The organism is Agathobacter sp. (genome assembly GCF_977054825.1).
The window spans coordinates 12,405-36,490 of record NZ_CDRTEH010000023.1 but is presented as its reverse complement, the minus strand read 5'-3'; the positions used below and the strand labels follow the sequence as shown (position 1 = coordinate 36,490).

Here is a 24,086-nt window from a genome sequence, read left to right as displayed (position 1 = left end):
GTCAAATCAAGGACTTCTTTGCTAATTAGGAAACATATTTTAAAATCAAATCGCAATATTAAGAGGCAATATTAAGAGGCAACGTTAATAGGCAGCATTAATAGGCGATATTAAGAGGCAGAAATGAGCATCAAATTTGAGATAACAAAACAAAACAACATACATTTTGGAATTGCAACAGCAGCGGCCGCGCTGGTGGGGTACTTTACATCGGCAAGCTGGTGGGTGATTCTTTTGTTTGCGGCAGCATATTTTGGACTTGTAAATGTGAAGCTTGAGCTTCCGGTGAAGCTGTCGTGGCTTTGGGCTGCGATACTGCTTGTCATTGGAGCTATACTATCTGTTTTTTCGGTGCAGTATGTGCTGCTGACGGATGAGGACTTTGTGAAAACCACCGATACGGTGTGCGTGGTAAATGTGGTTCTGGCGCTTGCCATATATCTGGTGATACTTTTTATCACGAACAATGCGAGGCTGACCTGTACCATAGCATCAATTGCCATTCTCGCGTTTGGATTTATAGATTATTTTGTTTATGAATTCCGTGGCAATGAGTTCACATATGCGGATTTGAAGTCAGCGGGAACGGGACTTTCCGTTGTGACAAAATACAAATTCGTGATAGACTACAAGTTTTTGTATGTGATTCTGGCGGCTGTTTTGTATATAGTGCTGGTAAGGCGCATAGAAGTGCAGTTTGAGTCGGCTATCCATATGCGGATTATTTCGATACTGCTCACAATAATATGCGTGCTGTATGTCATCATGAATTCCATGTCACTGAACACCGAGACCTGGGAGAAAAAGGGCACGTACAGAAACGGCTATCTGCTGAACTTTGTGCTCGGCATAAGGGACAGCTTTGTGAAGGCACCTGATGGCTACAGCAAGGCAGCAGTTGACAAGATAGCAGACAATTTCAAGGAAACGGACAGCTCATATTCACAGTCTGATGCAAAAAATCCGACAATCATTGTTATCATGAATGAGTCGTTTGCGGATCTGTCGGTGGTGGGAGATTTTGAGACCAACACGCAGGTCACACCGTTTATGGATTCTCTTAGTGAAAATACGCTTAAAGGCTATGCACTTTCGTCCGTCTACGGTGCGAAGACGCCGAACTCTGAGTGGGAATTTGAGACAGGAAACTCGATGGCATTTCTGCCGGACGGCTCAGTGGTTTATCAGCAGTATATAAATGATGACCCGACATCCATAGTTTCAAACCTGAAAAATATCGGCTATACGACGGTTGCGATGCATCCGTACTATGCGACAGGCTGGAGCAGGAACAAGGTTTATCCGCATCTGGGCTATGATGAGACTTACTTTATAGATGATTTTGACCAGACAAAGATACTTAGGGAGTATATCACGGACCAGGAGCTCTATGATAAGATCATTGACCGCTACGAGAAAAAGAGCGATGACGAGAAGCTTTACATCATGGGTGTTACGATGCAAAACCACGGTGGCTACGGTGAGAGATATGACAACTTCAATCAGGAGGTTTACAAGGTTGGAGCATCATACACCGATGCGAACCAGTATCTGTCACTTTTGAATGAGAGCGACAAGGCACTCGAAAATCTCATCACATACTTTAAGGGTGTGGATGATCCGGTAGAGATTGTGTTTTTTGGAGACCACCAGCCGGGGTTGTGTAATGATTTTATCAAGCTATTAAATGGCAAGGGCAATTCAGGACTTACGGAGCAGGAGCTTGAGAATCTGTACAAGGTGCCGTTTTTCATATGGACCAATTATGAGACGGATGCACAGACAGTTGATGTGACGAGCCTCAACTATCTGTCAACCCTGACACTTGAGAGAGCAAACATAGATCTGCCGGCATACAACCAGTTTCTCGCAGAGCTGATGGAGAAGATTCCGGCGATAAATTCAAGGGGCTATTATTCGAAAAAGAATGAGTGCTTTATGCATGTGGATGAGGCAACAGGAGACGAGGCAAAATGGATTAAGGCATACAATATCCTGCAGTACAATTCGATGTTTGACGAGAAGAACAGAAGCTCGCTGCTGTTTCCGTACCTGAAATAATGGGATGGTCTGAAGCAGCCATAAATACACATATGATAAAATGAATTAATATAATTATTCAGGGAGTTAATAATGAAGCTAAGTGATTTATTACAATTTGATAACATAATTGTGCAATGTCATGATAATCCGGACGCAGATGCACTGGCAAGCGGCTTTGGCGTCTATGAATACCTGAGGATAAATGGAAAAAGTCCCAGACTTGTATACGGAGGCAGGAATATCATACACAAGAGCAATCTGGTGCTTATGGTAGAAAGCCTTGGCATACCGATAGAGCATGTGGATTTTTTGGACAATCCTCAGCTGCTTGTGACTGTCGATTGCCAGTATGGTGGTGGGAATGTCACATTTTTCAAGGCAGAAAATGTGGCTGTCATAGATCACCACAGAGTATCGGGAGAGCTTCCTCCTATGAACCGTGTCATGAGCTATATGGGCTCATGTGCGACAATCGTGTGGGATATGCTGCGCGAGGAGGGTGTAGAGATAAACAGAAAGCTGGCAACAGCGCTGTATTATGGACTTTACACTGACACCGGAGAATTTACCGAGATAACCCATTCGCTTGATAGGGATCTGCGCGATGAGGCGGATTTTGACAGCGCTATAGTGGCAAAATTTAGAAATGCCAACATGTCACTTGAGGAGCTCGACATAGCCGGAACAGCATTGCTTGGGCGCGATTATATAGAGGAATATCGTCTGGCGGTCGTAAAGGCAGGGGCATGTGACCCGAATGTGCTCGGCATCATAAGCGATTTTGTGCTGGAGGTGGATGCTATTGACATATGTATGGTGTTTTCAGTGATTAAGAATGGAGTGAAGCTGTCGTTTAGAAGCTGCATAAAAGAGGTGAGCGCAAGCGAAATGGCGCAGGAGGTGTGCAGGGGCATAGGCTCAGGCGGAGGACATTATTACAAGGCTGGTGGATTTATTCCGATGGATCTGCTGATAGACAGCTATAATGTCTATTGCAAAGAAAAAGATGTGACACCAAGGTTTCAGTACAGCAGCGATGGCACACACAAGCGTCCTTCGGATTCTGCAATCAAATCTTTTTTGGAGGAGCGGCTTTTTGATTATTTAAACGATACAAAGATAATTTACGGAGAAGATTTTGATACGAGCGGCTTCAAAAAAGTGGATTATAAAAAACGCCCGATTCCGATGGGATATATCATTGCAAAGGACATACTGCCTGTGGGCTGCAGCATGGGAGTGAGGACGGCTAAGGGAGATATCTCCACACCGGTTAATGAGGATACGGTAGTCATAATAGGAGAAGATGGCAGTGTACGGATTTCAAATCTGGACAGGCTGAACAAAAGCTTCAGGATATACAAGGACTGGCGGTTTACTGTGAAACAGACAGATTATGTGCCGAGGTTCAAGAATAAGGATGCAGAGACTATAGTGGATGGAATGGCACATGCCAGAGTGTGCATACCTGTTGAGGAGGATTTTTCAAGGGCATTTGTGCTAAAGCACAAGGTAAAGCTATTTAAGAATAAGGATGACAGCAGTTATATATCAGGCAGACCGGGAGATATTATGGTTCTGCCAAATGATGACAGGAATGAGGCATATATGATAAGCAAGACAGAATTTGAAAAGACACATATAGCAAAGGGGGAGGAGGAAAACCGTAAAAAAGCGGTCGTTTTCGACCTGGATGGAACACTTCTCTACACTCTTGAGGATTTAAAAAATGCAACAAACTATGCATTGAAACAAAATGGCATGCCGGAGCGTACACTTGACGAGGTGCGCAGATTTGTGGGAAACGGTGTAAAGCTTCTGATGGAGCGTGCAGTGCCACAGGGAGCAGACAATCCAAAGTTTGAGGAGACCTTTGCGTTATTCAAGGAGTACTATGACGCACATTGCAACGACAATACATCGCCATATGATGGTATCATGGAGCTGCTTGAGGAGCTTAAGGTGCGCGGCATCAAAATGGCTATCGTATCAAACAAGATAGATTTTGCGGTAAAATCGCTGGACAAGCTGTATTTTAAGGATTACATGACAGCAGCCATCGGTGAGATGGAGGAGGAAGGCATCCGCAAAAAGCCGGCGCCTGATATGGTGCAGAAGGCACTTAAAGAGCTTCAGGTGAGTGTAGAGGAGGCAATCTATGTGGGTGACTCCGATGTGGATATCGCCACGGCGAAAAACTCAGGACTGGAGTGCGTATCTGTCACATGGGGCTTCAGGGATGTGGAGTTTTTGAAGGAGCATGGCGCAACAAATCTGATAGATGAACCGGTCGAATTGTTAAATTACGTATAATCAGGAGAACTTTGATTTATGCTTTCAGAAAAGGGACTATTGATAATTGAAAAGCTGGCAGAGCACAACAATGAGCTTGTCACATCAAAGGCTCTTGCTGCGTCCACAGGTATGTCGGAGCGAAGTGTGAAGACATATCTGAAGGAGGTGGCTGATTTTTGTGAGCAAAACTCTATGACGCTCGACAGAAAGCCCGGCAAGGGCATGAAGCCGTGCTTTAGTGATGCACAGATAGGAAAGATTCTGGATGTGGCAGGGCGGAAATCGGCAGCAGTATCGCAGAAGAAGAGACAGAACTACATATCGTATATTCTGCTAAGCGGCTGGGATACATACACGTATGCGCTTTTTTCGGAGGAGTTAAACGTCAGCAAAAATGTCATCATGGATGATATAAATGAGCTTGACGCAGAGCTTCTGCTCTTTGGCATTAAGGTGCACAGAACGGCGGGCTACGGAATATATGCGACAGGCAGTGAGCTTGATATCAGAAAAGCCATGAGGCATTTCTGCAGATATCCAATCAGTGATAAGCAGGTTATCAAGACCGATGACCACAGGCTTTCAAGACGCGCGGCCGAGGTGATAGCCAATAATTTCAGAAGCGTAAATCTGTCAATGGCGGTTGACATGATACATCATGTGGAGAGACGCTTTGATATCATCTTTACAGACTACACATTTCAGATGCTGGCAGAGTACATAGCCATTGCACTTTTCAGGGTGGATGTGGAGAAGGAGCTGAAACCGGATGAGTTAGATTTGTCGAACCAGAAAAACAGATTCATAATGACAGAGCATGAGCACATGGCAAAGGAGGCAGCAGGCTTTCTGGAAAGACATCACGGCATCAGCCTCGCACAGCCTGAAATCATGTATCTGGCAATGCTTTTTTCCTGTGCCGAGGGACAAAACCGTGTTGTCATGTCCTGTGAGGAGGCACTTAGCATAGAGGATGAGATGATAGTGTATCTGTCAAATCTTCTCGCAGCCAATCTGATTGAAAATGAGCTGCTACGTGAGAGCATGCGAAGCTTTTTGCCGGGCTCCATCGCTAGGACTCATTTTGGCATAGAGATAGACAATCCGTTTCTTTCCGATATCACACAATCGTATGCCAGTCTCTTTACGGTGTGCTTTACGGTATCGAGATACTACGAAAAGTACACAGGCGCCATGCCGAGCGAGAATGAGATAGCATTTATTGCCTTGCAGGTGGGAGGCGCCCTGCACAGAAATCCTATGACAGTGCGCGCAGTGTTAATAGGTGCAGCAGGCTATGCGACCGGCAGCATAATAGCGGGCAAAATAGAAAACAGAGTGCCTGATGTAAGGATAGTAAGCATTTTGTCGTCAGACCGCATAGAGCATATTGACGAGTATGACTGCGACCTCATACTCTCGACCATAGACACACAGGCAGATATCCACAAGGATATGAGATTTTTGTATGTTTCTCCACTAATCAGTGCGCAGGATGAGAAAAATATCAGAAACAAGTGCTTTGAGCTCATGACCGGCCAGAGCGCGGAGGTCAGCGAGTTTTCACAGATGCTGTCGGAGGAATTTATCATATTTGAGAAAAAGGCGAAAAACCGCAAGGATGTTTTAAAGCGCGCGTGCCAGCTTCTGATAAACAAAGGAATAGTGCAGAGCGAGTTTGCAAGGGATGTATTGGAGCGCGAGAAGGTGGAGGCGACCGCTGTGGGCTGCAATATAGCCATACCGCACGGAAAGCCTGAGCATGTAAACCGCTGCCAGATACTTGTGATACGTCTCGACAAGCCGATAGAGTGGGGCGAGAGGATGGCAGACATGATATTTCTGCTTGCGATAAACTTTGACAGTGTCAACACGACAAAGGCATTTTTCCATGACTTCACGAAGCTTCTGAATGAAAATGGAGCGACTGACAGGCTCAGGGAGGCTGTTTCACCTCATGAGCTTTGTGCAGCTATCCGGAAGGAGCTGGGGTGGAACTGAATATCACATTAATACAAAATTGCACCAGAGATGGTGCAATTTTGCATTTTGGGGAATATTGAAAAAACTCATACCGCACAGTACAATAAAACCATAGAAAGCAGCGGACATATGACAGGCTGATGAATAGCAGAGGGCAATACAGTTAATCATATGTGTGAGCGAAATAAACAAACAAACCAATAATTTTAAATTCAGGAGGACAAAACTATGGTAAGCAAGACAATGGTAGTAAAAGCAGCAGAGGGACTTCACATGAGACCGGCAGGAGTTATCGCAAGAGAGGCAGGCAAGTTTGATTCAGACGTAACAATCGTATTCGGCGACAAGAGAATCAACGCAAAGAGCCTTGTAAACATCATTGCAGCATGCATCAAGAAGGATGCAGAGATTACATTCGAGTGTGAGGGTGCTGACGAGGAAGCAGCACTTGCAAAGATGGAAGAGCTCGAGGCAGACAACTTCGGAGATTAATCAACCAGCAAAGTCAATCGGAGGTGTGATATGTACAAAGGAATCGCCGGCTCAGAAGGAATCGGAATCGGAAATGTGGTCATTATCGAAGAGCATGAGATAGTGATTGAGAATAAGAAAATTACAGATACAGACGCTGAGATCGCACGTCTCCAGGGAGCCATTGAGAAATTTGTAAATGATACAAATGCCATGGCAGACAGAATGGAAAAGACAGTCGGAGCAAAGGATGCGGATATCCTTCGCGGACATATCCAGATGCTTCAGGATCCGACCATCGAGGAGCAGATTACAGCGCTCATAGTCAGTGAGAAAATCACGGCAGAGAAGGCACTAGACCAGGTGCTTGAGCAGACAGCAGAGATATTTGCACAGATACCGGATGAGCTTTTGCAGCAGAGAGCGACAGATTTCAGGGATATTAAAGCCAGAATCCTTAAGATTCTGCTTGGAATCGAGGACTACGATATCTCAGCAGCTCCGGCAGGCACAGTGCTTGTGGCACATGACCTGACACCATCCATGACTGCAGGTATCGTGGCAGAGAATATCGCAGGAATACTCACAGAGGTGGGCGGCAGAACCTCCCACTCAGCAATACTTGCAAGAGCTATGGAGATCCCGGCAGTTCTCAGTATTGACGGAATCTGCACATCTGTCAAAAATGGTGACAGAGTGGTACTCAACGGAACAAGCGGAGAGGCAATCGTAAACCCTGACGCTGAGACAGAGCAGAAATTCGCTGAGCTGCTTGAGGAATACAAAAAAGAAAAAGAACTCTTAAAGAAATTTGCGGGTGTGCCAACAGTATCGGCAGACGGCACAAAGGTAGAGCTTGTATGCAATATCGGAAAGCCTGAGGACGCAAAGAAGGCTGTAGAGTGTGACGGAGAGGGAATAGGACTTTTCCGTACAGAGTTCCTTTTCATGGACAGAGACACAATTCCTACAGAGGAAGAGCAGTTTGAGGCATACAAATCAGTAGCAGAGACAATGAAGGGCAAGCCTGTCATCATCCGTACACTCGATATCGGAGGAGACAAGGAAATCCCATATCTGGGCCTTGAGAAAGAGGACAACCCATTCTTAGGCTACAGAGCTATCAGATTCTGCCTCCAGAGAACAGACATCTACAATACACAGCTTCGTGCACTTGTGAGAGCCAGTGCATTCGGCAGAATAAAGATAATGGTTCCGCTTGTGACAGGAGTAGATGAGCTTCGCAGTGTAAAGGCAATGGTAGCTGACATCATGAAAGAGCTTGATGCAGAGGGCATTGCATACAACAAGAATCTCGAAATCGGTATCATGATGGAGACACCGGCAGCCTGCATGATGGCAGATGTGCTCGCAAAAGAGGCAGCCTTCTTCAGTATCGGAACAAATGACCTGACAGGCTACACAATGGCAGTAGACCGTGGAAACTCAAAGGTAGCATACCTTTATTCAGCCTTCAATCCGGCAGTGCTTCGCGCAATCAAGCGTATCATCGAGTGCGGTAAGAAAGAGGGTATCATGGTAGGCATGTGTGGAGAGGCAGCAGCAGATCCAAAGCTCATTCCGCTGTTACTCGCATTCGGACTTGATGAGTTCTCAGTGAGTGCCACAAGTGTGCTTAAGACCAGAAAGACCATCGCAGACAGCAGCATGGCAGACTGCAAGGCATTGGCAGACAAGGTAATGGCATGCGCTACAGAGGCTGAGGTACAGGCAGTGCTTGCACAGCAGTAGATGCTAAATCCAAACAAGTTTAAAAGTTAGTAAAAGAGTATAAATAAGAGTAAAATATAAAAGTATAACATTGAAATTTATCATAAAGACGGCTGAACCGGTGGGGACCGGGACGGCCGTCTTTTTTGTGAAAGTGAAATGTGAGATGAGTATTTAGTTATTTACGATTTAGTTATTTACGATTAACTAAATTACGATTGACTAAATCATATATAAGTAATAAAATATTGTGTATAGAAATGGAGGGAGAAGAGCTATGTTTATAGGAAGAGAAAAAGAGCTTGCAATTTTAAACGGATTATATAATTCGGATAAATTTGAATTCGCAGTAATCTACGGCAGACGAAGAGTGGGGAAGACAGCTCTCATAAGCCATTTTATACAGGATAAAAAAGCAATATATTTTATGGGAGTAGAGAGCAACGAAAAGCAGAATCTTGAGAACTTTAGTCAGGCAATCATGGAATATGCTTCAGGAATAATGCCGGGGACTTCATTTGTGTCATTTCAGGCTGCAATAGAATATGTATTTAAATTATGTGAAAATGAAAGACTGGTGCTTGTCATAGACGAGTATCCATATGTGGCAAAAGCTTCGAAAAGCATGGCTTCAACCTTGCAGATGCTTATTGATAAAAATAAAGATAATTCTAAAATGATGCTTATATTATGTGGCTCATCTATGTCTTACATGGAAGATAATGTGCTGGCGTATAAGGCACCTTTGTATGGTAGAAGAACCGCCCAGATGAAGATACTTCCGTTTGATTTTGAGGATAGCTGCAAATATTTCAACGGATTTTCAGCAGAGGATATGGCTCTGATATATGGTATTGTTGGTGGTACTCCGCAATATCTTTTACAGATGAATGACAGCATGAGTGTAGAGGACAATATAAAAAATGTGTTCCTCAACCCCGCATCAGCAATCTTCGAGGAACCTGAAAATCTGTTAAAGCAGGAAGTCCGTGAACCTGCTGTATATAATGCAATAATAACAGCAGTAGCAACAGGCAGCTCCCGCATGTCGGAAATCGCAACCAAGATAGGCGAAACGACAAGTGTATGCTCACAGTATATGAAAAATCTGATTAATCTTGGCTTAATACGGAAAGAAACTCCATATGGCGAAAAGGAGTCCAGAAAATCAATATATACAATAGCTGATAATATGTTTAGATTCTGGTATCGGTTTATACCTGATAATAATTCTATCATTAGCAGAGGTGCAACAGAACTTGCGTATAAAAGAATTGCACCAAATCTGTCAGATTATATGGGCAGGATATTTGAAGAAATATGTATGCAGTATCTGTGGAAATTGCTGCTTGATGGGGAATCACCTGTGGAATTTAGCAATCTTGGACGATGGTGGGGAACAGATCCACAAGAGAGAATACAGACAGAAATTGATATAATGGGTGATCAGGATAAAAGCACTGCATTGTTTGGAGAATGTAAGTGGATAAATGAAAATGTGGATGTAAAAGTGCTCGAAAAGCTGAAAAAGAGAAGCAGATTATTTAGATATGAGAATGTGCATTTATTTTTATTCGCAAAAAAAGGATTTACCCAAGGGTGTATTGAGGAAGCCGGAAAAATGGGAAATGTATCGCTGGTGACATATGATCAGATATATGGGTATTTAAATAATGAAGGATAGTGGGTAAATGTAAAAAGTACTTATCTAAAAAATGGAGATATGTTATACTATAGTGAGTCAGGTGGATCTACATATTCATTATCTGTAGGAGTTGCATATGGAATAGGTTCTGTTTCATTAGGAATACCATTGGGAAAAATTACAACGGGAACATTCGGAGCTGCTGTTAAGGCTACAGGAAAAGGTTATTATAAATTGGCACTAAATAAGCAAGTCAAACCAACTGTGATGTTGATACAGTATAGAACAAAGCAAAATGGAAAATGGTCAAGTTTGGGGAAAGCATCAGTATATAGTAAGAGTTATGAAACCGTAAGGATAAAGCCAACATTGATTAAACAATAGGGAGAAGGTAGATAATGAGAAAACGAGTTATTACTTATGTAGTATTTGCTGTTTGCATTTGCGCAATGAGTGTGCTGATTACATATAGCATAATGCAGCAAAAAAATAATGTGACGGTGGGACTTTATTATGGAACTTTTGATTTTTCAAAGTATCAAAATGTAGATAGTACAAAAAAATTAGCTATCATACATGATAACGATGAAAAACAAGGCGAGTATGAGATGGAAATAGAACATACTGATAAGGTGGAAACCGGAACATGGAGCTGGAACGATGAGGGATATATTACTTTATATCAGGATAATGATGCTATTGCAAATCTTGTATATGTGGATGGTAAATATCTATTTTCGGATGCCGATGTTGAAATCCAAGAACTTAAAAGGATATCTGAAACGGCAATAGTAAAATAATTGAGAACATAGGCTACTTTAGGTTTCTTTAGAATTATTTATAATTCTTAAATGATTTTTCAGGTTATTCTTTATATGTATATAGTATTGTAAAGCCATAGATGTCTATGGCTTTTTTTAATGTCTGGTAGTATTGAGGAGATGGGATATGATAGAAACAGCTATTATATATATAAAAAGAAATAAAATAAAATCTTTGATTATCATACTGATTATCGCGACAATAATCCTGGGTGAAATTATTGGCCTGCTATTAAGTAATGCCTCAGAAAAATCTGAGAGAGATGCATATTTATATAATGGAGCCGCATTAGTAATTGAGGATGATAACGGAGGCTTTACAAAGAGTGATTATGACGAAATCAGAAAAGTAAAATATGTAACAGGACTTGGGGCATGGAGAGAGCTTATTGCAGATCCGGTGGATACAGAGAATGTAAAGGATCATACAGGAACAAATCCAGAGAATGAAGATGTACGAGATCGAGCTGATAAAATGGTAATTGTTGCAAATATGGATGTACAAAAATATAGCTTGTTTTCATGGGAAAAAAATGTATCTCTTATTGAAGGGGAATTTCCAACCTATAAAAATAAAGGAATTATTGTAGAACAGCGATATGCGAAAAAAAATAACCTTAAGGTAGGGGATGAAGTTAAATATACTATAGGAGACCAACCGGAGGTAACGTCTTTACAAATATGCGGAATTTATAAAGTGGACAGTGACTTCGAAATATATGACTCAAATGAAGAGGGAACCTCGGTATACATACATAGTCCATATAATTCTATATATGTAGATTATGATTATATTGTAGAGTTACTGGGGTTAGAATACACCGCGTCAACGGGAAGTGAAGTGTATATTGATAAGATAGAGCATATAGATGCAGTAAAAAAACAATTAAAGAAAATGTATGGAGATAATGTGGAGATATATGATAATACTTCCAATTATCTCGATTCAGAATGCAAAGTCGTAGGATTGATGGGAAAAACATCAAAAATAATTTGCTGGATGATAATTATAATGGGTGAAATTATTTTGTTAATCGTTTTCTCGTTTTATACTATCCAATACCAAAAAGATACAGGACTTTTTATGGTACTCGGAAGGTCAAGAAAATGGTGTATAGGTAGATTTGCATTTATAGGAATGATATATGCAATTAGTGGTTTGTTTTTGGGTCTGCTATTATACTGTGTGCTTGGCAATTTCATATGTAGCATTATAAGTGGTATAGGTAAGAATGTCATAATTAATAGTACAGACAGAGCTATAGGTGGATATGATACACCCGGAATATTTCAAGGCTTTGAGGTACGTATAGAAATGAGTGCTTTTTTTACTTTGAAAAACATTATAATTCTATTAATAATTTCGTTGGTTAATTGGATTGCATTTATGGTACTGCCTGTTGTAACAACTGTTGAAGAAAATGCAAAGAAACTGTTAAATTCGAAGGGATAGTGGTAAATATGTTGGAAATGATTAATGTATCGTATGCATATAAATCTAAGAAGGAAATTGTGCATGTGCTGGATAAAGTTACATACAGATTTGAAATAGGAGAAATGTATGGAATATTTGGTCCGTCAGGTTCAGGAAAGACAACGTGCTTATCGTTACTTGCAGGTTTAGAAAAACCGGATGAGGGGGAGATTTTACTGGATGGAGAAAATATACAAAATATTGGTGGAAGAAAACTGCGCCAAAATAGTATATCATTGGTTTTTCAGGATTATCAGTTATTTGATTATATGACTTCCCTTGAAAATGTAATGGTTGCAGCCCAGATAAGCTTACCTGATGTACCCAAAAAAGAATTGATAAAAATGTGTAGAGACAGCCTTGTAATGGTTGGACTTGATGATAGTCAGATAACCCGAAAGGTTACGGAATTGTCAGGTGGACAGCAGCAAAGAGTTGCAATAGCGAGGGCGTTGATAACAGATGCAAAATATATTCTGGCAGATGAGCCTACAGGAAATCTGGATAAAGAAAATCGAAGAAAAATTGTCGAATTGTTGCAGCAGATAGCTCATGAACAGGACAGATGTGTTATAGTGGTAACCCACTCGGATTATGTAAAGAAAAAATGTGATATTTGCTATGAAATGGGAGATGACGATGAGGAATAAATGGTGGCAGGCATGCAAAGAATTATTAGGGAGACCGGGGCGGAATATACTAATTGCTATTTGCATATTTGTACTGACACTGTTTTGCGGAATTGCAACATTTCTAGATTCGGCAATAGAGAGCTTTTACAAATCTTTTGCAGATATGGCAGGATGTTGCGTTCTTGTTGAATTAGACGATTTTTCTACTTTAGATGATTGGAAAGATATTTTAGAATATGCAGATAATAATAAAAATGTTGTAGGATATAATAATGCATTTACAAGTGACATTATATGTGAAGCAGTAGATTTTGAAAATGTACCATATACAGAAAAACAAAGTGATTTTGAGAAAAATAAAATATATGTCAGTGGAAACATAAATACTTCTTACAATGAATATTTCAGCAGCGGTATCTTTAAGATTTCAAAAGGAAAATATCCGATGTCAGGTGATAAAGGGGCAATGATATCAGATAAGCTTGCCTCTGAAAATAACCTGTCAATTGGCAGTAATGTATCTATACAGTATGAGAATACTACAATCAGTATTAGGGTAATTGGGATTTATACTGTAATAAATACACCGAAGACACAGGTGAGCGATGGCTACTATAAAGAAGTGGCTGACAGTATAGTATTCACTGATTATAATTCATATGTAGAATTAAACAATGAAGCAAGCTGTTATGGGATGAATTTTTTCAGCACAGACTATAAAAGTACATTACTTTTATATGATGATATGAGTAAAATGTTTCAAAATGTTCCAAATTCGGCAGTCGTAAATCAGGTTTTGAATGAGGAACTGCAAATGACAGATGTAATATCAATGTTAAAAAGTATGACAAGTGTGACCTTGAGCGTTATGTATATTGTATGTGTTGTGGTTATGTCGTTACTGACTGTTTTATGGCTTAAAGGACACTCAAAAATGATTGCAATATACAATACACTTGGACAGAGGAAATTTAGGACAATTCAAATTCTGTTATATGAGATTTTGATGATAACTGTTCCGGCACTTGTGGGTGCAGGAATATTGACATTGGGACTGCTTAATAGATTTTCTGTCAATATTTTTAAATATTTTGTTGAATCTTGTGAGATTTCAAATGTTCAAAAAAGCTTTTCACTTGATATATGGAACTTTGAAATGAATATCTGGCAATTTGTGTATAGAATCGGTTTTTTGGAAATTAGCGTTATATTAATAACTATGATTGGAAGCTGCATTTATGCTAATAAGGGGTTGCGCACATTAAGGAGTAATTAGGAGCGGTTATGTGGTATAATCTTTTTGATGTAATAAACATGTATAATATGATAGGAGCATATAATGGACAAAATTCTTGTTGTTGAGGATGATAAAACAGTATACAGTGGCATAAAAAAGCTTCTCGAATTGCAGCATTATAGTGTGGTAATTGCACAAAACGGTATGGAGGCTTTGGAAAAAATAGATGAATCGTTCAGCCTTGTAATAATGGATATAATGATGCCACAGTTAGATGGCATTGAAACTTGCAGGAGAATGCGTGAAAGACACAGTGTTCCGATATTGTTTTTATCAGCAAAATCGGAAGAACTGGATAAGCTGGAAGGGCTTGAAGTGGGCGGTGACGATTACATGACTAAGCCATTTTCAAACATGGAGCTTATTTCAAAGGTTAAAGCTCTTATCAGACGATATCGGGTATATGACAGCGGAAGTGCAAATCGCACAAACAAGGATGAATCTATAGAGACAGATGGACTTAAACTGTTTACGAATCGAAACAAGGTCGAGTTTAATGATAATGAGATAAAATTAACAGGAAAAGAATATGAGATACTAAAACTGCTGATGAAAAATCCTGACAGGATATATACGATTGAGATGATATACGAGATGGTATGGGATGAGGCTTTTACCTATAATGCAAAGAATACTGTTATGGTACACATTAAAAATCTTAGGAATAAGCTTATAAAAGCATGCGGCGATGCATGCATACACACAGAATGGGGAAGAGGATACCGTTTTGAGAGATGATTTAAAGAGGGTAAAGAAAAAGCTGTTTTTGACATTTGCAATTGCGATTATAGGGACATGTGTCGTTTTTGGAATATTATACTATCTGGGAATTGATTTGTTGAACAATTATATTGAAGGTACAACTTTGATCTACTATAACGAAAAGCCATATATAGATGAGTTTCAACAATATGTGACTGATAATGATATAAGTACTACAGATGTCGAGCAATATGATGAATGGATGTCGGAGCATGATGTTTCGTTTTATAGTGTTAAGGAAGAGGGAAAGGTAATATACAACAAGTCAAATGTAGATAAGCTTATATCTCCGGCTAGAAATATGTATGATTACCGATTTACAGGAAGCTATGAGCTGCCTGTCCAGTTCTCCGATATTAAGGCGGAAGTATTTATATATACAGGATTTACGATAAAATATTATATAGCTTTAATGATTTTTGATGTGGGATTTTCTCTTATGATGGGAATTGTATTTGTGTATCTACGCATCAGAAAAATTATAGCGGGCTATCAAACGGAGCTTGAAGCATCACAGGAACAGGAGAAAAAAGCGCGACAGGAAAAGGATGAACTGATGCGTAATATGGCTCATGACCTGCGTACGCCGTTGACCGGTGTTATGACATATGTTGATGTAATGAAACTGGAGAATGAAGCATATGCCGAGAATATGAAAAATCTTAATTTTATAAGTGAAAAGGTGTTGGATATCAGGTCTCAGGTAGATAATCTGCTGGATTTTTCAATTGCCGGTTCACAAAGACCTGTTGAATTGGATGCATCAATGGATGTTGAGTATATATTTGGAGATTACCTCTCAGATGTGTGTGCTCAGCTTATGAAAAGCAATTATGAGGTTGATGCAGAAGGAATAAGCTTTAAGCAGGTAAAGGTTGCTGTTAATATGGCATTTTTGACCAGAATATTTTCCAATCTGACGGATAATATATATAAATATGCGGACAATAAAAAGCCTGTTGTTATGAAAACAGCTTTTACGAAAAAAACATTTAGCGTTGAAATTGGCAATGGTGTATGTGACAATAAAACGCTTCTTAAAAGTGCCGGGATAGGGCTTAAGAGCGTGGATGCGATGATGCAGCGCATGAATGGAAGCATGAGCTTTAAAAGAGAACATGGGATGTTTTGGGTTAAACTGGAGTTTCCGATTGTGAAGTGAATATTTTTTCATAAAAACCTCCATACTGATAGAAAAGAAGTATGGAGGTTTTTATGAGCAAAAATATAGAGAATCATGATTCGGTGCTCTTGCTTCAGGATTGCATAGCGGGCTGTAAGATGGCACTTGAGAGCATGGATGATATAAGAGAACACACAGATGACAAGCAGCTTCGTGAGCTGATAGACAAGTACTATGATGAGCACACCGGGCTGTCAGTGGATTGCAGGGATATGCTTGACAAAGCAGGTGCAGATATTAAGGAACCGGGTGTGTTTGCAAAGATGGCTGCGAAGCTGCAGACTGCAATGAAGATGGCGGTGAATGATGATCAGTCCCAGGCAGCAAAGCTTCTGACGGAGGGCTGTAATATGGGCATAGAGACAATCAGCGGCAGTCTCAATGAATATCGCGATGCAGATTCAAAGAGTGTGGCAATTGCAGAGAGGCTCAGGACACTGGAGGAAAAAATGGTGGGAGATCTGCAGCCACTATTATAAAAAATATAAAGTAACGGCTGTTGTACTGATTTGGTACAACAGCCGTTTATGCGTAGCTGTCAAGCATCATGCCTGAATAAATTGACGAGATATATGGTGTGTTGAAATTGTGCCCCGGATTCTTATATGCCACAACAACCTTCTGCACATAGTTCATAGGGTTGACTGTCACAGAGTTTGCTTTGTCACCTATTGCATCCTTTAGTGCTGTAAGAGTGTTGAAGGTGTCATCAGCTCTGTCCGGACGAAGCGCACCCGCGAGAATATCGCGGTCAATAGTGAGCTTGCCGTCATCGTCTGTCATGAGACCGATGTAGGAAAGCTTTGACTGTGAGCCCTTTGTGATGGAGCTTATATCCCGAAGCAGCCTTGTGGCATCTGCAGAGTCGGTCATTGAATAATCATCCGCCACGTCTATCATCTTATTGTATGCGTCAACCAGAGTCTGTACATTGTCGGCAACTGCATCGGAATTGGTCTTAAAACCGATGGCTGCGGCACCTGTATCCGTGGTTGGCTTTTTGAGCGTGAGCTCAAAGGCATTATTGATGGTAAAGGTGTTTGACAAGGATGAGTGAGCGGTGCCATTCAGCGAAAAGTCAGAGTTGTGGGCAGGTGAGGATACCTTATCAATACCCAGCTGCTTCATCATGCTTATGGACTCTGCGTTAGCTGACGGAGCCACACTAAAGAGAGAATCCTCGGTCTCGCTGAGACCTGTCTGCATTGATGTAAGCTGAAGCGCTGCCTTGCCTGAGTCATCATGGACTATGTCTGCCTCGATGCCAAGACCGGATGCATTTATGAGCCTCTTGAGCTTGTCCTGCACCTCGCCGTTTGTTTCACCGGTGCTCACTCCAAACTGGAACTCGTAGGATGATGCATTGGTATTTATGTCAAAGGAATAGCTGCCCGGTATAAATGACAGGGCCTTGCTGTCTAAGTAGCTGCCGGTATTAACCTGTGGTGCGGCGAGCTGTCTGACCTCTATATCAAAGCCGTCTGCTCCTTTATTCTCTGAGCCATCACCCACGTAGCGCACGCCTACAGCATCCTCATTAGATGACTCTGCAACCTTCTTCTGGAAGGAGTCAGAGGAGTCTGCATATTTATCAGAAAGCGAATCCACGGCATTTAAGATAGCCTTAGAGCTTTCCTTTATATCGATAGCATATTTCTTGGCCTCGGACATATTGGAAATCTTGTACAGAGGGGTTTCTTTATTTGTCTTTATTATTCTGTTGTATATCTTGCGCAGGTCGCTTTTCTTGTGCGAATCATAGCGCGATACCTCTTTATTGGCATATGTGCTGGCATAGTAAGCGTAGGCACTGTCTATCTTTGCCATAAAGACCCCTCCTTTCATCCGTGAAAATCGTTTAATCCTTTAAATATTATATTGTATAGCTGCGATTAATAATGCTTAACTGTAACTACGATAAGCTATGTAAAATCTTTAATCATCAAAATCTACTTATACACATATATTATATCGTCATAATTGAGGATTTACAACAACAAAATACTTGAAAAATTCAGATAAATGTACTATATTTAGTAATGTCTCCGTGAAATTAGTAAAATATAATTGTATCCGGACACGCAAAGATGTGCAGACAGTGGCACTGCTCAAAAGATTTTACAATAAATTTTAAAATAGCTATTGACGGTTACGGCTCAACTGTGATATAGTATACAGGCTTGGAAATAGGTCTTTTTTTTATGCCTTTTTTTAAGGGTACAAACAACAAAGAATTTAAACGGAGGTGGAAGTCGTGCGTACAAAGATTACATTAGCGTGCACAGAATGTCAGCGTCGTAATTACAACATGACAAAGGACAAAAAAACTCATCCGGACAGAATGGAAACCAAGAAGTATTGTAGATTCTGCAGAACTCATACAATGCACAAGGAAACAAAATAGTCTAGGAACTGAGTGAAGGAGTACATTATGGGACAGAATGAAAAAGTCGAAAAGGCTCCAAAGACAAGCTGGTTTTCAGGTCTGAAAGCTGAATTTCAGAAGATTATCTGGCCTGAGAAGCAATCGGTCATCAGACAGACCATTGCAGTGCTGGCGGTTTCAGTAGTTACCGGTCTTATTATTGCGCTTCTTGACTGGGGTATCCAGCAGGGCGTAGATTTCCTTATTGGTTTACATTTTTAAAACGGAGGCAAAGTGATTATGACAGAAGCGAACTGGTATGTAGTTCATACCTATTCAGGTTATGAAAACAAAGTCAAAGCTAATATTGACAAAACAATCGAAAACAGACATCTTGAGGACCAGATCCTTGAAGTACGTGTTCCGTTGGAGGACGTCACAGAGGTGAAGAACGGTGTTCGTAAACAGGTTTCCAAGAAGATGTTTCCAGGCTATGTTCTTATTCATATGATTATGAATGATGATACATGGTACGTTGTACGAAATACCAGAGGCGTAACTGGATTTGTAGGTCCGGGAAGTAAGCCGGTTCCTCTCACAGAAGCCGAGATGAGACCTTTGGGTATTAAGACGGAAAACGTGGTAGTTGATTTTGCTGAGGGTGACATGATAGTCGTTATCGGCGGTGTCTGGAAGGATACAGTCGGTGTTATCACAGCTATGAATTATCACAAGCAGACAGTTACAATCAATGTAGAGCTGTTCGGTCGCGAGACACCGGTAGAAGTAAGTTTCGCAGATGTTAAGAAAACAAATTAAGGAGGCAATTCCAAATGGCAAAGAAAGTAGAAGGATACATTAAATTGCAGATCCCTGCTGGAAAGGCAACTCCAGCTCCTCCAGTTGGACCTGCACTTGGACAGCACGGTGTAAACATCGTAGAGTTCACAAAGCAGTTTAATGCAAAGACAGCCGATCAGGGCGACTTAATTATCCCTGTAGTTATTACTGTATATGCAGACAGAAGTTTCAGTTTCATCACTAAGACTCCACCTGCTCCAGTATTAATCAAGAAAGCTTGTAAGATTCAGTCTGGTTCAGGCGAGCCAAACAAGAAGAAGGTTGCTAAGATCACAAAGGCACAGGTTCAGGAAATCGCTGAGCTTAAGATGCCTGACTTAAACGCAGCTTCACTTGAGTCTGCAATGAGCATGATCGCTGGTACAGCAAGATCAATGGGTGTTGAAGTGGTTGACTAACACTTAGCGAAACCAACATACCCCTAAAGAAGTTACAAATTTATGTAACCTAAATTAGAATAACAAAGAAACGTAAATGTGGGAGGGCCCTCTCCCGATATTACCACCAGGAGGTTATTTTTTCATGAAAAGAGGAAAGAAGTATCAAGACGCTGTTAAGGCATTTGATAAGAAAGAGCAGTACGATGTTGCTGACGCTATCTCTATCGTAAAGAAAAATGCTACAGCTAAATTTGACGAGACAATCGAGCTTCATCTTAGAACAGGCTGTGACGGACGTCACGCAGAGCAGCAGATCCGTGGTGCGGTTGTATTACCACACGGAACAGGAAAAACAGTTAAGGTTTTAGTTTTCGCTAAGGGAACTAAGGTTGACGAGGCACAGGCAGCAGGAGCTGACTTCGTTGGAGGCGAGGAGTTAATTCCAAAGATCCAGAACGAGGGATGGTTAGACTTCGACGTTGTAGTTGCTACACCTGATATGATGGGTGTTGTTGGTCGTTTAGGACGTGTCCTTGGACCAAAGGGCTTAATGCCAAACCCAAAGGCAGGAACAGTTACTATGGATGTAACAAAAGCTGTTAACGATATCAAAGCCGGTAAGATTGAGTACAGATTGGACAAGACAAACATTATCCATGTGCCAGTTGGAAAAGCATCTTTCACAGACGAGCAGTTAAACGACAACTTCCAGTCTCTTATGGGTGCAATTAATAAAGCAAAACCTGCTAGCTTAAAGGGTCAGTACATTAAGAGCGCAACTCTTACATCTACAATGGGACCTGGCGTTAAGTTAAACGTGGTTAAGATTACACAGTAAGATAGTTAAACAGTTACAGTAAAACAGTTATTTACAAGACCTATCAAACGCCAAGCAAAAGTTTTGCGGAAAGTAATTGACATCCGTAATATAGTTTGATATAATTGCAATGCATATTGCCGAAGACAGTAGGTGCCGCAAGGCGTAAACGTAGAACCTACCGAGGGAATTTTCGAGATTTATCTTGAATTTTGACTTGTACCCTTCTGTCGACAGGCAGGAGGGTTTCTTTGATTAATAAATCAAATACCTCATGTCTTTTATGCGAAAATCTAAAAGGAGGTAAATGAATCGTGGCAAAGGTAGAACTTAAACAGCCAATCGTAGATGAGATTTCCGGTGTTATCAATGGTGCACAGTCAGTAGTAGTCGTTGATTACTTAGGACTCACAGTAGCAGAGGATACTCAGTTACGTAAACAGTTAAGAGAAGCCGGTGTAACTTACAAGGTATACAAGAATACTTTAGTAAACCGTGCAATCCAGGGAACAGAGTTCGAGGGATTAAAGGATGTCCTTGAAGGACCAAGCGCATTCGCTGTATCAGCAGAGGATGCAACAGCACCAGCTAGAATCTTAGCTAAGTTCGCTAAAACAGCTCCGGCTTTAGAGATTAAAGCAGGTGTAGTTGAGGGAACATTTTATGATGCTGAGGGTATGAAGGCAATCGCCGCTGTACCTAGCAGAGAAGAGCTTCTTGGAAAATTACTTGGAAGCATTCAGTCACCTATCACAAATCTTGCTCGTGTACTCAATCAGATCGCAGAGCAGGGTGGCGCTGCAGATGCAGCCGTAGAGGCAGCACCGGCAGAGGACGCTGCAGAGGAAGCTCCAGCAGCAGAATAATTCAAATATTATATTTGAACCTTATTATCATAATTAAATTTTTAAATGGAGGAAATTATAATGGCAAAGTTAACAACAGCAGAGTTTATTGATGCTATCAAAGAGTTAAGCGTATTAGAGTTAAATGATTTAGTAAAAGCTTGTGAAGAAGAGTTCGGTGTTTCTGCAGCAGCAGGTGTTGTAGTTGCAGCAGCAGGAGCTGACGGAGCAGCAGCTGAGGAGAAGACTGAGTTCGACGTAGAGCTTACAGAGGTTGGACCAAACAAGGTTAAGGTTATCAAGGTTGTTCGTGAGATCACAGGTCTTGGACTTAAAGAGGCTAAGGACGCTGTTGATGGCGCACCAAAGGTTATCAAAGAGCAGCTTGACAAGGCTTCAGCAGAGGATGCTAAGGCTAAACTTGAGGCAGAGGGTGCTAAGGTTACACTTAAGTAGTCTGATAGGTTACGAGTTAATTAAAACCATAAAAAGAGTCGAGGTCAAATTTTGTTTGCGCCTTGGCTCTTTTTTATTTTTTAAAAAAGTACTTGCAATTGTCGGTGATTTGTTGTATAGTATACGTTGCACTATTGTGGTGCAGTGGCATTTTTATGCATTTTTTTAAATGATGCAAATTTGTCAATAGGAAAATTACACTAAAATGCATTCACAAATATGTGCACAAGAGAAAAACCACAAGATATAGTAACTGGGGTGGTTTTTGAATCATTATCTAGATATTTGCTAGATTAAAATAAAAACGAGAGGTGAAACGTCAATGGAGAAAAACAGAATACGTCCGGTCACATCCGGAAAAAGCATGCGTATGAGTTACTCAAGACAAAAAGAGGTTCTGCAGATGCCAAATCTGATTGAGGTCCAGAAGGATTCTTATCAGTGGTTCTTAGACGAAGGTCTCAAGGAAGCTTTTGCGGATATCTCTCCAATCACAGATTACAGCGGAAAGCTTAGTCTTGATTTTGTAGATTTTACATTATGCGAAGATGATGTAAAGTATACAATTCCTGAGTGCAAGGAAAGAGATGCAACATACGCAGCTCCTTTAAAGGTTAAAGTCAGACTTCACAACAAAGAGACAGATGAGATTAATGAGCATGAAATTTTCATGGGTGATCTGCCTTTAATGACAGAGACCGGTACATTCGTAATCAACGGTGCAGAGCGAGTTATTGTCAGTCAGTTAGTTCGTTCTCCTGGTATTTATTACGGAATTGCTCATGATAAGCTCGGAAAGACCCTGTATTCTTGTACTGTTATTCCAAACCGTGGTGCATGGCTTGAGTATGAGACAGACTCTAACGACGTTTTTTATGTAAGAGTAGACAGAACACGTAAGGTACCTATCACAGTACTTTTACGTGCACTTGGAGTAGGCACAAACCAGGCTATTCTCGATATGTTCGGAGATGAGCCAAAGATCCAGGCATCATTCAGCAAGGACCCTGCAATCACAGAGCGTGAGCCACAGGGAAGCTATGAGGCTGGTTTATTAGAGTTATATAAGAAGATTCGTCCGGGCGAGCCACTTTCAGTTGAGAGTGCAGAGAGCCTTATCACAGCAATGTTCTTCGATCCTAGAAGATATGACCTTGCCAAGGTAGGACGTTATAAGTTTAATAAGAAGCTTGCTTTAAAGAATCGTATCAGTGGACAGGTTTTAGCAGAGGACGTAGTTGATCCTTCTACAGGTGAGGTTATCGCTGAGGCAGGTACTGTTGTTGACCGTGCGCTTGCTACACAGATCCAGAACGCTGCCGTTCCTGCTTTATGGATTCAGACAGAGACAAGAAATGTCAAGATTCTTTCTTCTATGATGGTTGACATCAGAAGCTGGATTCCTGAGCTTGAGGATCCTAAGTCTATCGGTGTTACTGAGCTTGTTTACTATCCGGTACTCGCTCAGATTCTCGAGGAGTATGATTCCCTTGAGGACAGAATCGAGGCTATAAAGAGAGATATATCTGACCTTATTCCAAAGCATATTACTAAAGAGGATATCTTCGCAACTATCAACTACAATATGCACTTAGAGTGGGGCGCAGGAACAGATGACGATATCGATCATCTTGGAAACAGACGTATCCGTGCGGTTGGAGAGCTGTTACAGAACCAGTACCGTATCGGTCTCTCAAGACTGGAGCGTGTTGTTCGTGAAAGAATGACTACACAGGACTTAGAGGGAATTTCACCTCAGTCACTTATCAATATAAAGCCTGTAACTGCCGCTGTTAAAGAATTCTTCGGTTCTTCACAGCTTTCACAGTTCATGGATCAGAACAACCCTCTTGGAGAGCTTACTCACAAGAGACGTTTATCAGCACTTGGACCTGGTGGTCTTTCAAGAGACCGTGCCGGATTCGAGGTTCGAGATGTACATTACACTCACTACGGCCGTATGTGTCCTGTAGAGACTCCTGAGGGACCAAACATCGGTCTTATCAACTCACTTGCATGCTATGC

The 24,086-nt window shown here is 41.1% G+C and carries 22 protein-coding genes, 1 pseudogene and 1 other annotated feature; of the genes and pseudogenes, 22 read left to right on the top strand and 1 reads right to left on the bottom strand.

Going from position 1 to position 24,086, the window contains the following annotated elements:
• The first annotated feature begins 123 nt into the window (after window positions 1-123).
• The 14 genes from ACW6PM_RS12700 (at window position 124) to ACW6PM_RS12635 (ending at window position 16,816) form a co-directional block, all read left to right on the top strand.
• Window positions 124-2,061: a sulfatase-like hydrolase/transferase gene (locus tag ACW6PM_RS12700; protein WP_456057383.1), complete on the top strand. Its 1,938-nt coding sequence runs from the start codon at window positions 124-126 to the stop codon at window positions 2,059-2,061.
• Between the two features lie 72 nt (window positions 2,062-2,133).
• Window positions 2,134-4,356, top strand: coding sequence for an HAD-IIIA family hydrolase (locus ACW6PM_RS12695; protein ID WP_456057382.1), 2,223 nt, complete (start codon window positions 2,134-2,136; stop codon window positions 4,354-4,356).
• An 18-nt stretch (window positions 4,357-4,374) separates the two neighbouring features.
• A complete protein-coding gene (locus tag ACW6PM_RS12690; RefSeq protein ID WP_456057381.1) occupies window positions 4,375-6,339 on the top strand; it encodes a BglG family transcription antiterminator in 1,965 nt (654 codons plus the stop codon).
• A gap of 210 nt (window positions 6,340-6,549) precedes the next feature.
• The gene (locus ACW6PM_RS12685) at window positions 6,550-6,813 is read left to right on the top strand and encodes an HPr family phosphocarrier protein (RefSeq protein ID WP_012741269.1); all 264 of its coding nucleotides are present in this window, start codon (window positions 6,550-6,552) and stop codon (window positions 6,811-6,813) included.
• A gap of 30 nt (window positions 6,814-6,843) precedes the next feature.
• On the top strand, window positions 6,844-8,544 hold the full coding sequence (gene ptsP, locus ACW6PM_RS12680) for a phosphoenolpyruvate--protein phosphotransferase (RefSeq protein ID WP_308651005.1): 1,701 nt from the start codon (window positions 6,844-6,846) through the stop codon (window positions 8,542-8,544).
• A 256-nt stretch (window positions 8,545-8,800) separates the two neighbouring features.
• Window positions 8,801-10,207 carry an ATP-binding protein gene (locus tag ACW6PM_RS12675; RefSeq protein ID WP_456057380.1) on the top strand — a complete coding sequence of 469 codons (1,407 nt, stop codon included), beginning with the start codon at window positions 8,801-8,803 and terminating at the stop codon, window positions 10,205-10,207.
• Between the two features lie 39 nt (window positions 10,208-10,246).
• The gene (locus ACW6PM_RS12670) at window positions 10,247-10,552 is read left to right on the top strand and encodes a hypothetical protein (RefSeq protein WP_456057379.1); all 306 of its coding nucleotides are present in this window, start codon (window positions 10,247-10,249) and stop codon (window positions 10,550-10,552) included.
• Window positions 10,553-10,566: 14 nt separating this feature from the next.
• A complete protein-coding gene (locus ACW6PM_RS12665; protein ID WP_117719583.1) occupies window positions 10,567-10,968 on the top strand; it encodes a hypothetical protein in 402 nt (133 codons plus the stop codon).
• 148 nt (window positions 10,969-11,116) lie between these two features.
• Window positions 11,117-12,442, top strand: a complete 1,326-nt coding sequence (locus tag ACW6PM_RS12660) for an ABC transporter permease (protein WP_456057378.1) — start codon at window positions 11,117-11,119, stop codon at window positions 12,440-12,442.
• A gap of 8 nt (window positions 12,443-12,450) precedes the next feature.
• The gene (locus ACW6PM_RS12655) at window positions 12,451-13,113 is read left to right on the top strand and encodes an ABC transporter ATP-binding protein (RefSeq protein WP_015515509.1); all 663 of its coding nucleotides are present in this window, start codon (window positions 12,451-12,453) and stop codon (window positions 13,111-13,113) included.
• The gene (locus ACW6PM_RS12650; RefSeq protein ID WP_456057377.1) at window positions 13,103-14,371 is read left to right on the top strand and encodes an FtsX-like permease family protein; all 1,269 of its coding nucleotides are present in this window, start codon (window positions 13,103-13,105) and stop codon (window positions 14,369-14,371) included. The genes ACW6PM_RS12655 and ACW6PM_RS12650 overlap by 11 nt, the downstream gene beginning before the upstream one ends.
• 63 nt (window positions 14,372-14,434) lie before the next feature.
• A complete protein-coding gene (locus tag ACW6PM_RS12645) occupies window positions 14,435-15,130 on the top strand; it encodes a response regulator transcription factor (protein WP_015515511.1) in 696 nt (231 codons plus the stop codon).
• Window positions 15,120-16,316 carry a sensor histidine kinase gene (locus ACW6PM_RS12640; RefSeq protein WP_456057376.1) on the top strand — a complete coding sequence of 399 codons (1,197 nt, stop codon included), beginning with the start codon at window positions 15,120-15,122 and terminating at the stop codon, window positions 16,314-16,316. The genes ACW6PM_RS12645 and ACW6PM_RS12640 overlap by 11 nt, the downstream gene beginning before the upstream one ends.
• 53 nt (window positions 16,317-16,369) lie before the next feature.
• Window positions 16,370-16,816: a hypothetical protein gene (locus ACW6PM_RS12635; protein WP_015569192.1), complete on the top strand. Its 447-nt coding sequence runs from the start codon at window positions 16,370-16,372 to the stop codon at window positions 16,814-16,816.
• 46 nt (window positions 16,817-16,862) lie between these two features.
• Here the strand turns inward: ACW6PM_RS12635 and fliD are convergent, their stop codons facing one another.
• Window positions 16,863-18,164, bottom strand: coding sequence for a flagellar filament capping protein FliD (gene fliD / locus ACW6PM_RS12630; RefSeq protein ID WP_456057375.1), 1,302 nt, complete (start codon window positions 18,162-18,164; stop codon window positions 16,863-16,865).
• Between the two features lie 427 nt (window positions 18,165-18,591).
• On the opposite strand from fliD, the gene rpmG reads away from it, so the two are divergent.
• The 8 genes and pseudogenes from rpmG to ACW6PM_RS12590 all read left to right on the top strand — a co-directional run.
• Window positions 18,592-18,741, top strand: a complete 150-nt coding sequence (gene rpmG / locus ACW6PM_RS12625) for a 50S ribosomal protein L33 (protein WP_012741283.1) — start codon at window positions 18,592-18,594, stop codon at window positions 18,739-18,741.
• A gap of 27 nt (window positions 18,742-18,768) precedes the next feature.
• A complete protein-coding gene (gene secE, locus ACW6PM_RS12620; RefSeq protein ID WP_012741284.1) occupies window positions 18,769-18,984 on the top strand; it encodes a preprotein translocase subunit SecE in 216 nt (71 codons plus the stop codon).
• An 18-nt stretch (window positions 18,985-19,002) separates the two neighbouring features.
• Window positions 19,003-19,521 carry a transcription termination/antitermination protein NusG gene (gene nusG, locus ACW6PM_RS12615; protein WP_012741285.1) on the top strand — a complete coding sequence of 173 codons (519 nt, stop codon included), beginning with the start codon at window positions 19,003-19,005 and terminating at the stop codon, window positions 19,519-19,521.
• 14 nt (window positions 19,522-19,535) lie between these two features.
• Window positions 19,536-19,961: a 50S ribosomal protein L11 gene (gene rplK, locus ACW6PM_RS12610; RefSeq protein ID WP_015515514.1), complete on the top strand. Its 426-nt coding sequence runs from the start codon at window positions 19,536-19,538 to the stop codon at window positions 19,959-19,961.
• A gap of 124 nt (window positions 19,962-20,085) precedes the next feature.
• The gene (gene rplA / locus ACW6PM_RS12605; RefSeq protein WP_015515515.1) at window positions 20,086-20,781 is read left to right on the top strand and encodes a 50S ribosomal protein L1; all 696 of its coding nucleotides are present in this window, start codon (window positions 20,086-20,088) and stop codon (window positions 20,779-20,781) included.
• Between the two features lie 101 nt (window positions 20,782-20,882).
• Window positions 20,883-21,022, top strand: a sequence feature (ribosomal protein L10 leader region).
• 52 nt (window positions 21,023-21,074) lie between these two features.
• Window positions 21,075-21,626: a 50S ribosomal protein L10 gene (gene rplJ, locus ACW6PM_RS12600; protein WP_308497208.1), complete on the top strand. Its 552-nt coding sequence runs from the start codon at window positions 21,075-21,077 to the stop codon at window positions 21,624-21,626.
• 60 nt (window positions 21,627-21,686) lie between these two features.
• Window positions 21,687-22,061: a 50S ribosomal protein L7/L12 gene (gene rplL / locus ACW6PM_RS12595; protein ID WP_015515516.1), complete on the top strand. Its 375-nt coding sequence runs from the start codon at window positions 21,687-21,689 to the stop codon at window positions 22,059-22,061.
• 322 nt (window positions 22,062-22,383) lie between these two features.
• A pseudogene (locus ACW6PM_RS12590) lies at window positions 22,384-24,086 on the top strand (DNA-directed RNA polymerase subunit beta); the annotation flags it as partial.

What these genes read in the sequence shown, in the direction of transcription:
- ACW6PM_RS12700 (WP_456057383.1), top strand. Translation starts at nt 124, where the DNA reads ATGAGCATCAAATTTGAGATAACAAAACAAAACAACATACATTTTGGA.
- ACW6PM_RS12695 (WP_456057382.1), top strand. Translation starts at nt 2,134, where the DNA reads ATGAAGCTAAGTGATTTATTACAATTTGATAACATAATTGTGCAATGT.
- ACW6PM_RS12690 (WP_456057381.1), top strand. Translation starts at nt 4,375, where the DNA reads ATGCTTTCAGAAAAGGGACTATTGATAATTGAAAAGCTGGCAGAGCAC.
- ACW6PM_RS12685 (WP_012741269.1), top strand. Translation starts at nt 6,550, where the DNA reads ATGGTAAGCAAGACAATGGTAGTAAAAGCAGCAGAGGGACTTCACATG.
- ptsP (WP_308651005.1), top strand. Translation starts at nt 6,844, where the DNA reads ATGTACAAAGGAATCGCCGGCTCAGAAGGAATCGGAATCGGAAATGTG.
- ACW6PM_RS12675 (WP_456057380.1), top strand. Translation starts at nt 8,801, where the DNA reads ATGTTTATAGGAAGAGAAAAAGAGCTTGCAATTTTAAACGGATTATAT.
- ACW6PM_RS12670 (WP_456057379.1), top strand. Translation starts at nt 10,247, where the DNA reads ATGTTATACTATAGTGAGTCAGGTGGATCTACATATTCATTATCTGTA.
- ACW6PM_RS12665 (WP_117719583.1), top strand. Translation starts at nt 10,567, where the DNA reads ATGAGAAAACGAGTTATTACTTATGTAGTATTTGCTGTTTGCATTTGC.
- ACW6PM_RS12660 (WP_456057378.1), top strand. Translation starts at nt 11,117, where the DNA reads ATGATAGAAACAGCTATTATATATATAAAAAGAAATAAAATAAAATCT.
- ACW6PM_RS12655 (WP_015515509.1), top strand. Translation starts at nt 12,451, where the DNA reads ATGTTGGAAATGATTAATGTATCGTATGCATATAAATCTAAGAAGGAA.
- ACW6PM_RS12650 (WP_456057377.1), top strand. Translation starts at nt 13,103, where the DNA reads ATGAGGAATAAATGGTGGCAGGCATGCAAAGAATTATTAGGGAGACCG.
- ACW6PM_RS12645 (WP_015515511.1), top strand. Translation starts at nt 14,435, where the DNA reads ATGGACAAAATTCTTGTTGTTGAGGATGATAAAACAGTATACAGTGGC.
- ACW6PM_RS12635 (WP_015569192.1), top strand. Translation starts at nt 16,370, where the DNA reads ATGAGCAAAAATATAGAGAATCATGATTCGGTGCTCTTGCTTCAGGAT.
- fliD (WP_456057375.1), bottom strand. Translation starts at nt 18,164, where the DNA reads ATGGCAAAGATAGACAGTGCCTACGCTTACTATGCCAGCACATATGCC.
- secE (WP_012741284.1), top strand. Translation starts at nt 18,769, where the DNA reads ATGGGACAGAATGAAAAAGTCGAAAAGGCTCCAAAGACAAGCTGGTTT.
- nusG (WP_012741285.1), top strand. Translation starts at nt 19,003, where the DNA reads ATGACAGAAGCGAACTGGTATGTAGTTCATACCTATTCAGGTTATGAA.
- rplK (WP_015515514.1), top strand. Translation starts at nt 19,536, where the DNA reads ATGGCAAAGAAAGTAGAAGGATACATTAAATTGCAGATCCCTGCTGGA.
- rplA (WP_015515515.1), top strand. Translation starts at nt 20,086, where the DNA reads ATGAAAAGAGGAAAGAAGTATCAAGACGCTGTTAAGGCATTTGATAAG.
- rplL (WP_015515516.1), top strand. Translation starts at nt 21,687, where the DNA reads ATGGCAAAGTTAACAACAGCAGAGTTTATTGATGCTATCAAAGAGTTA.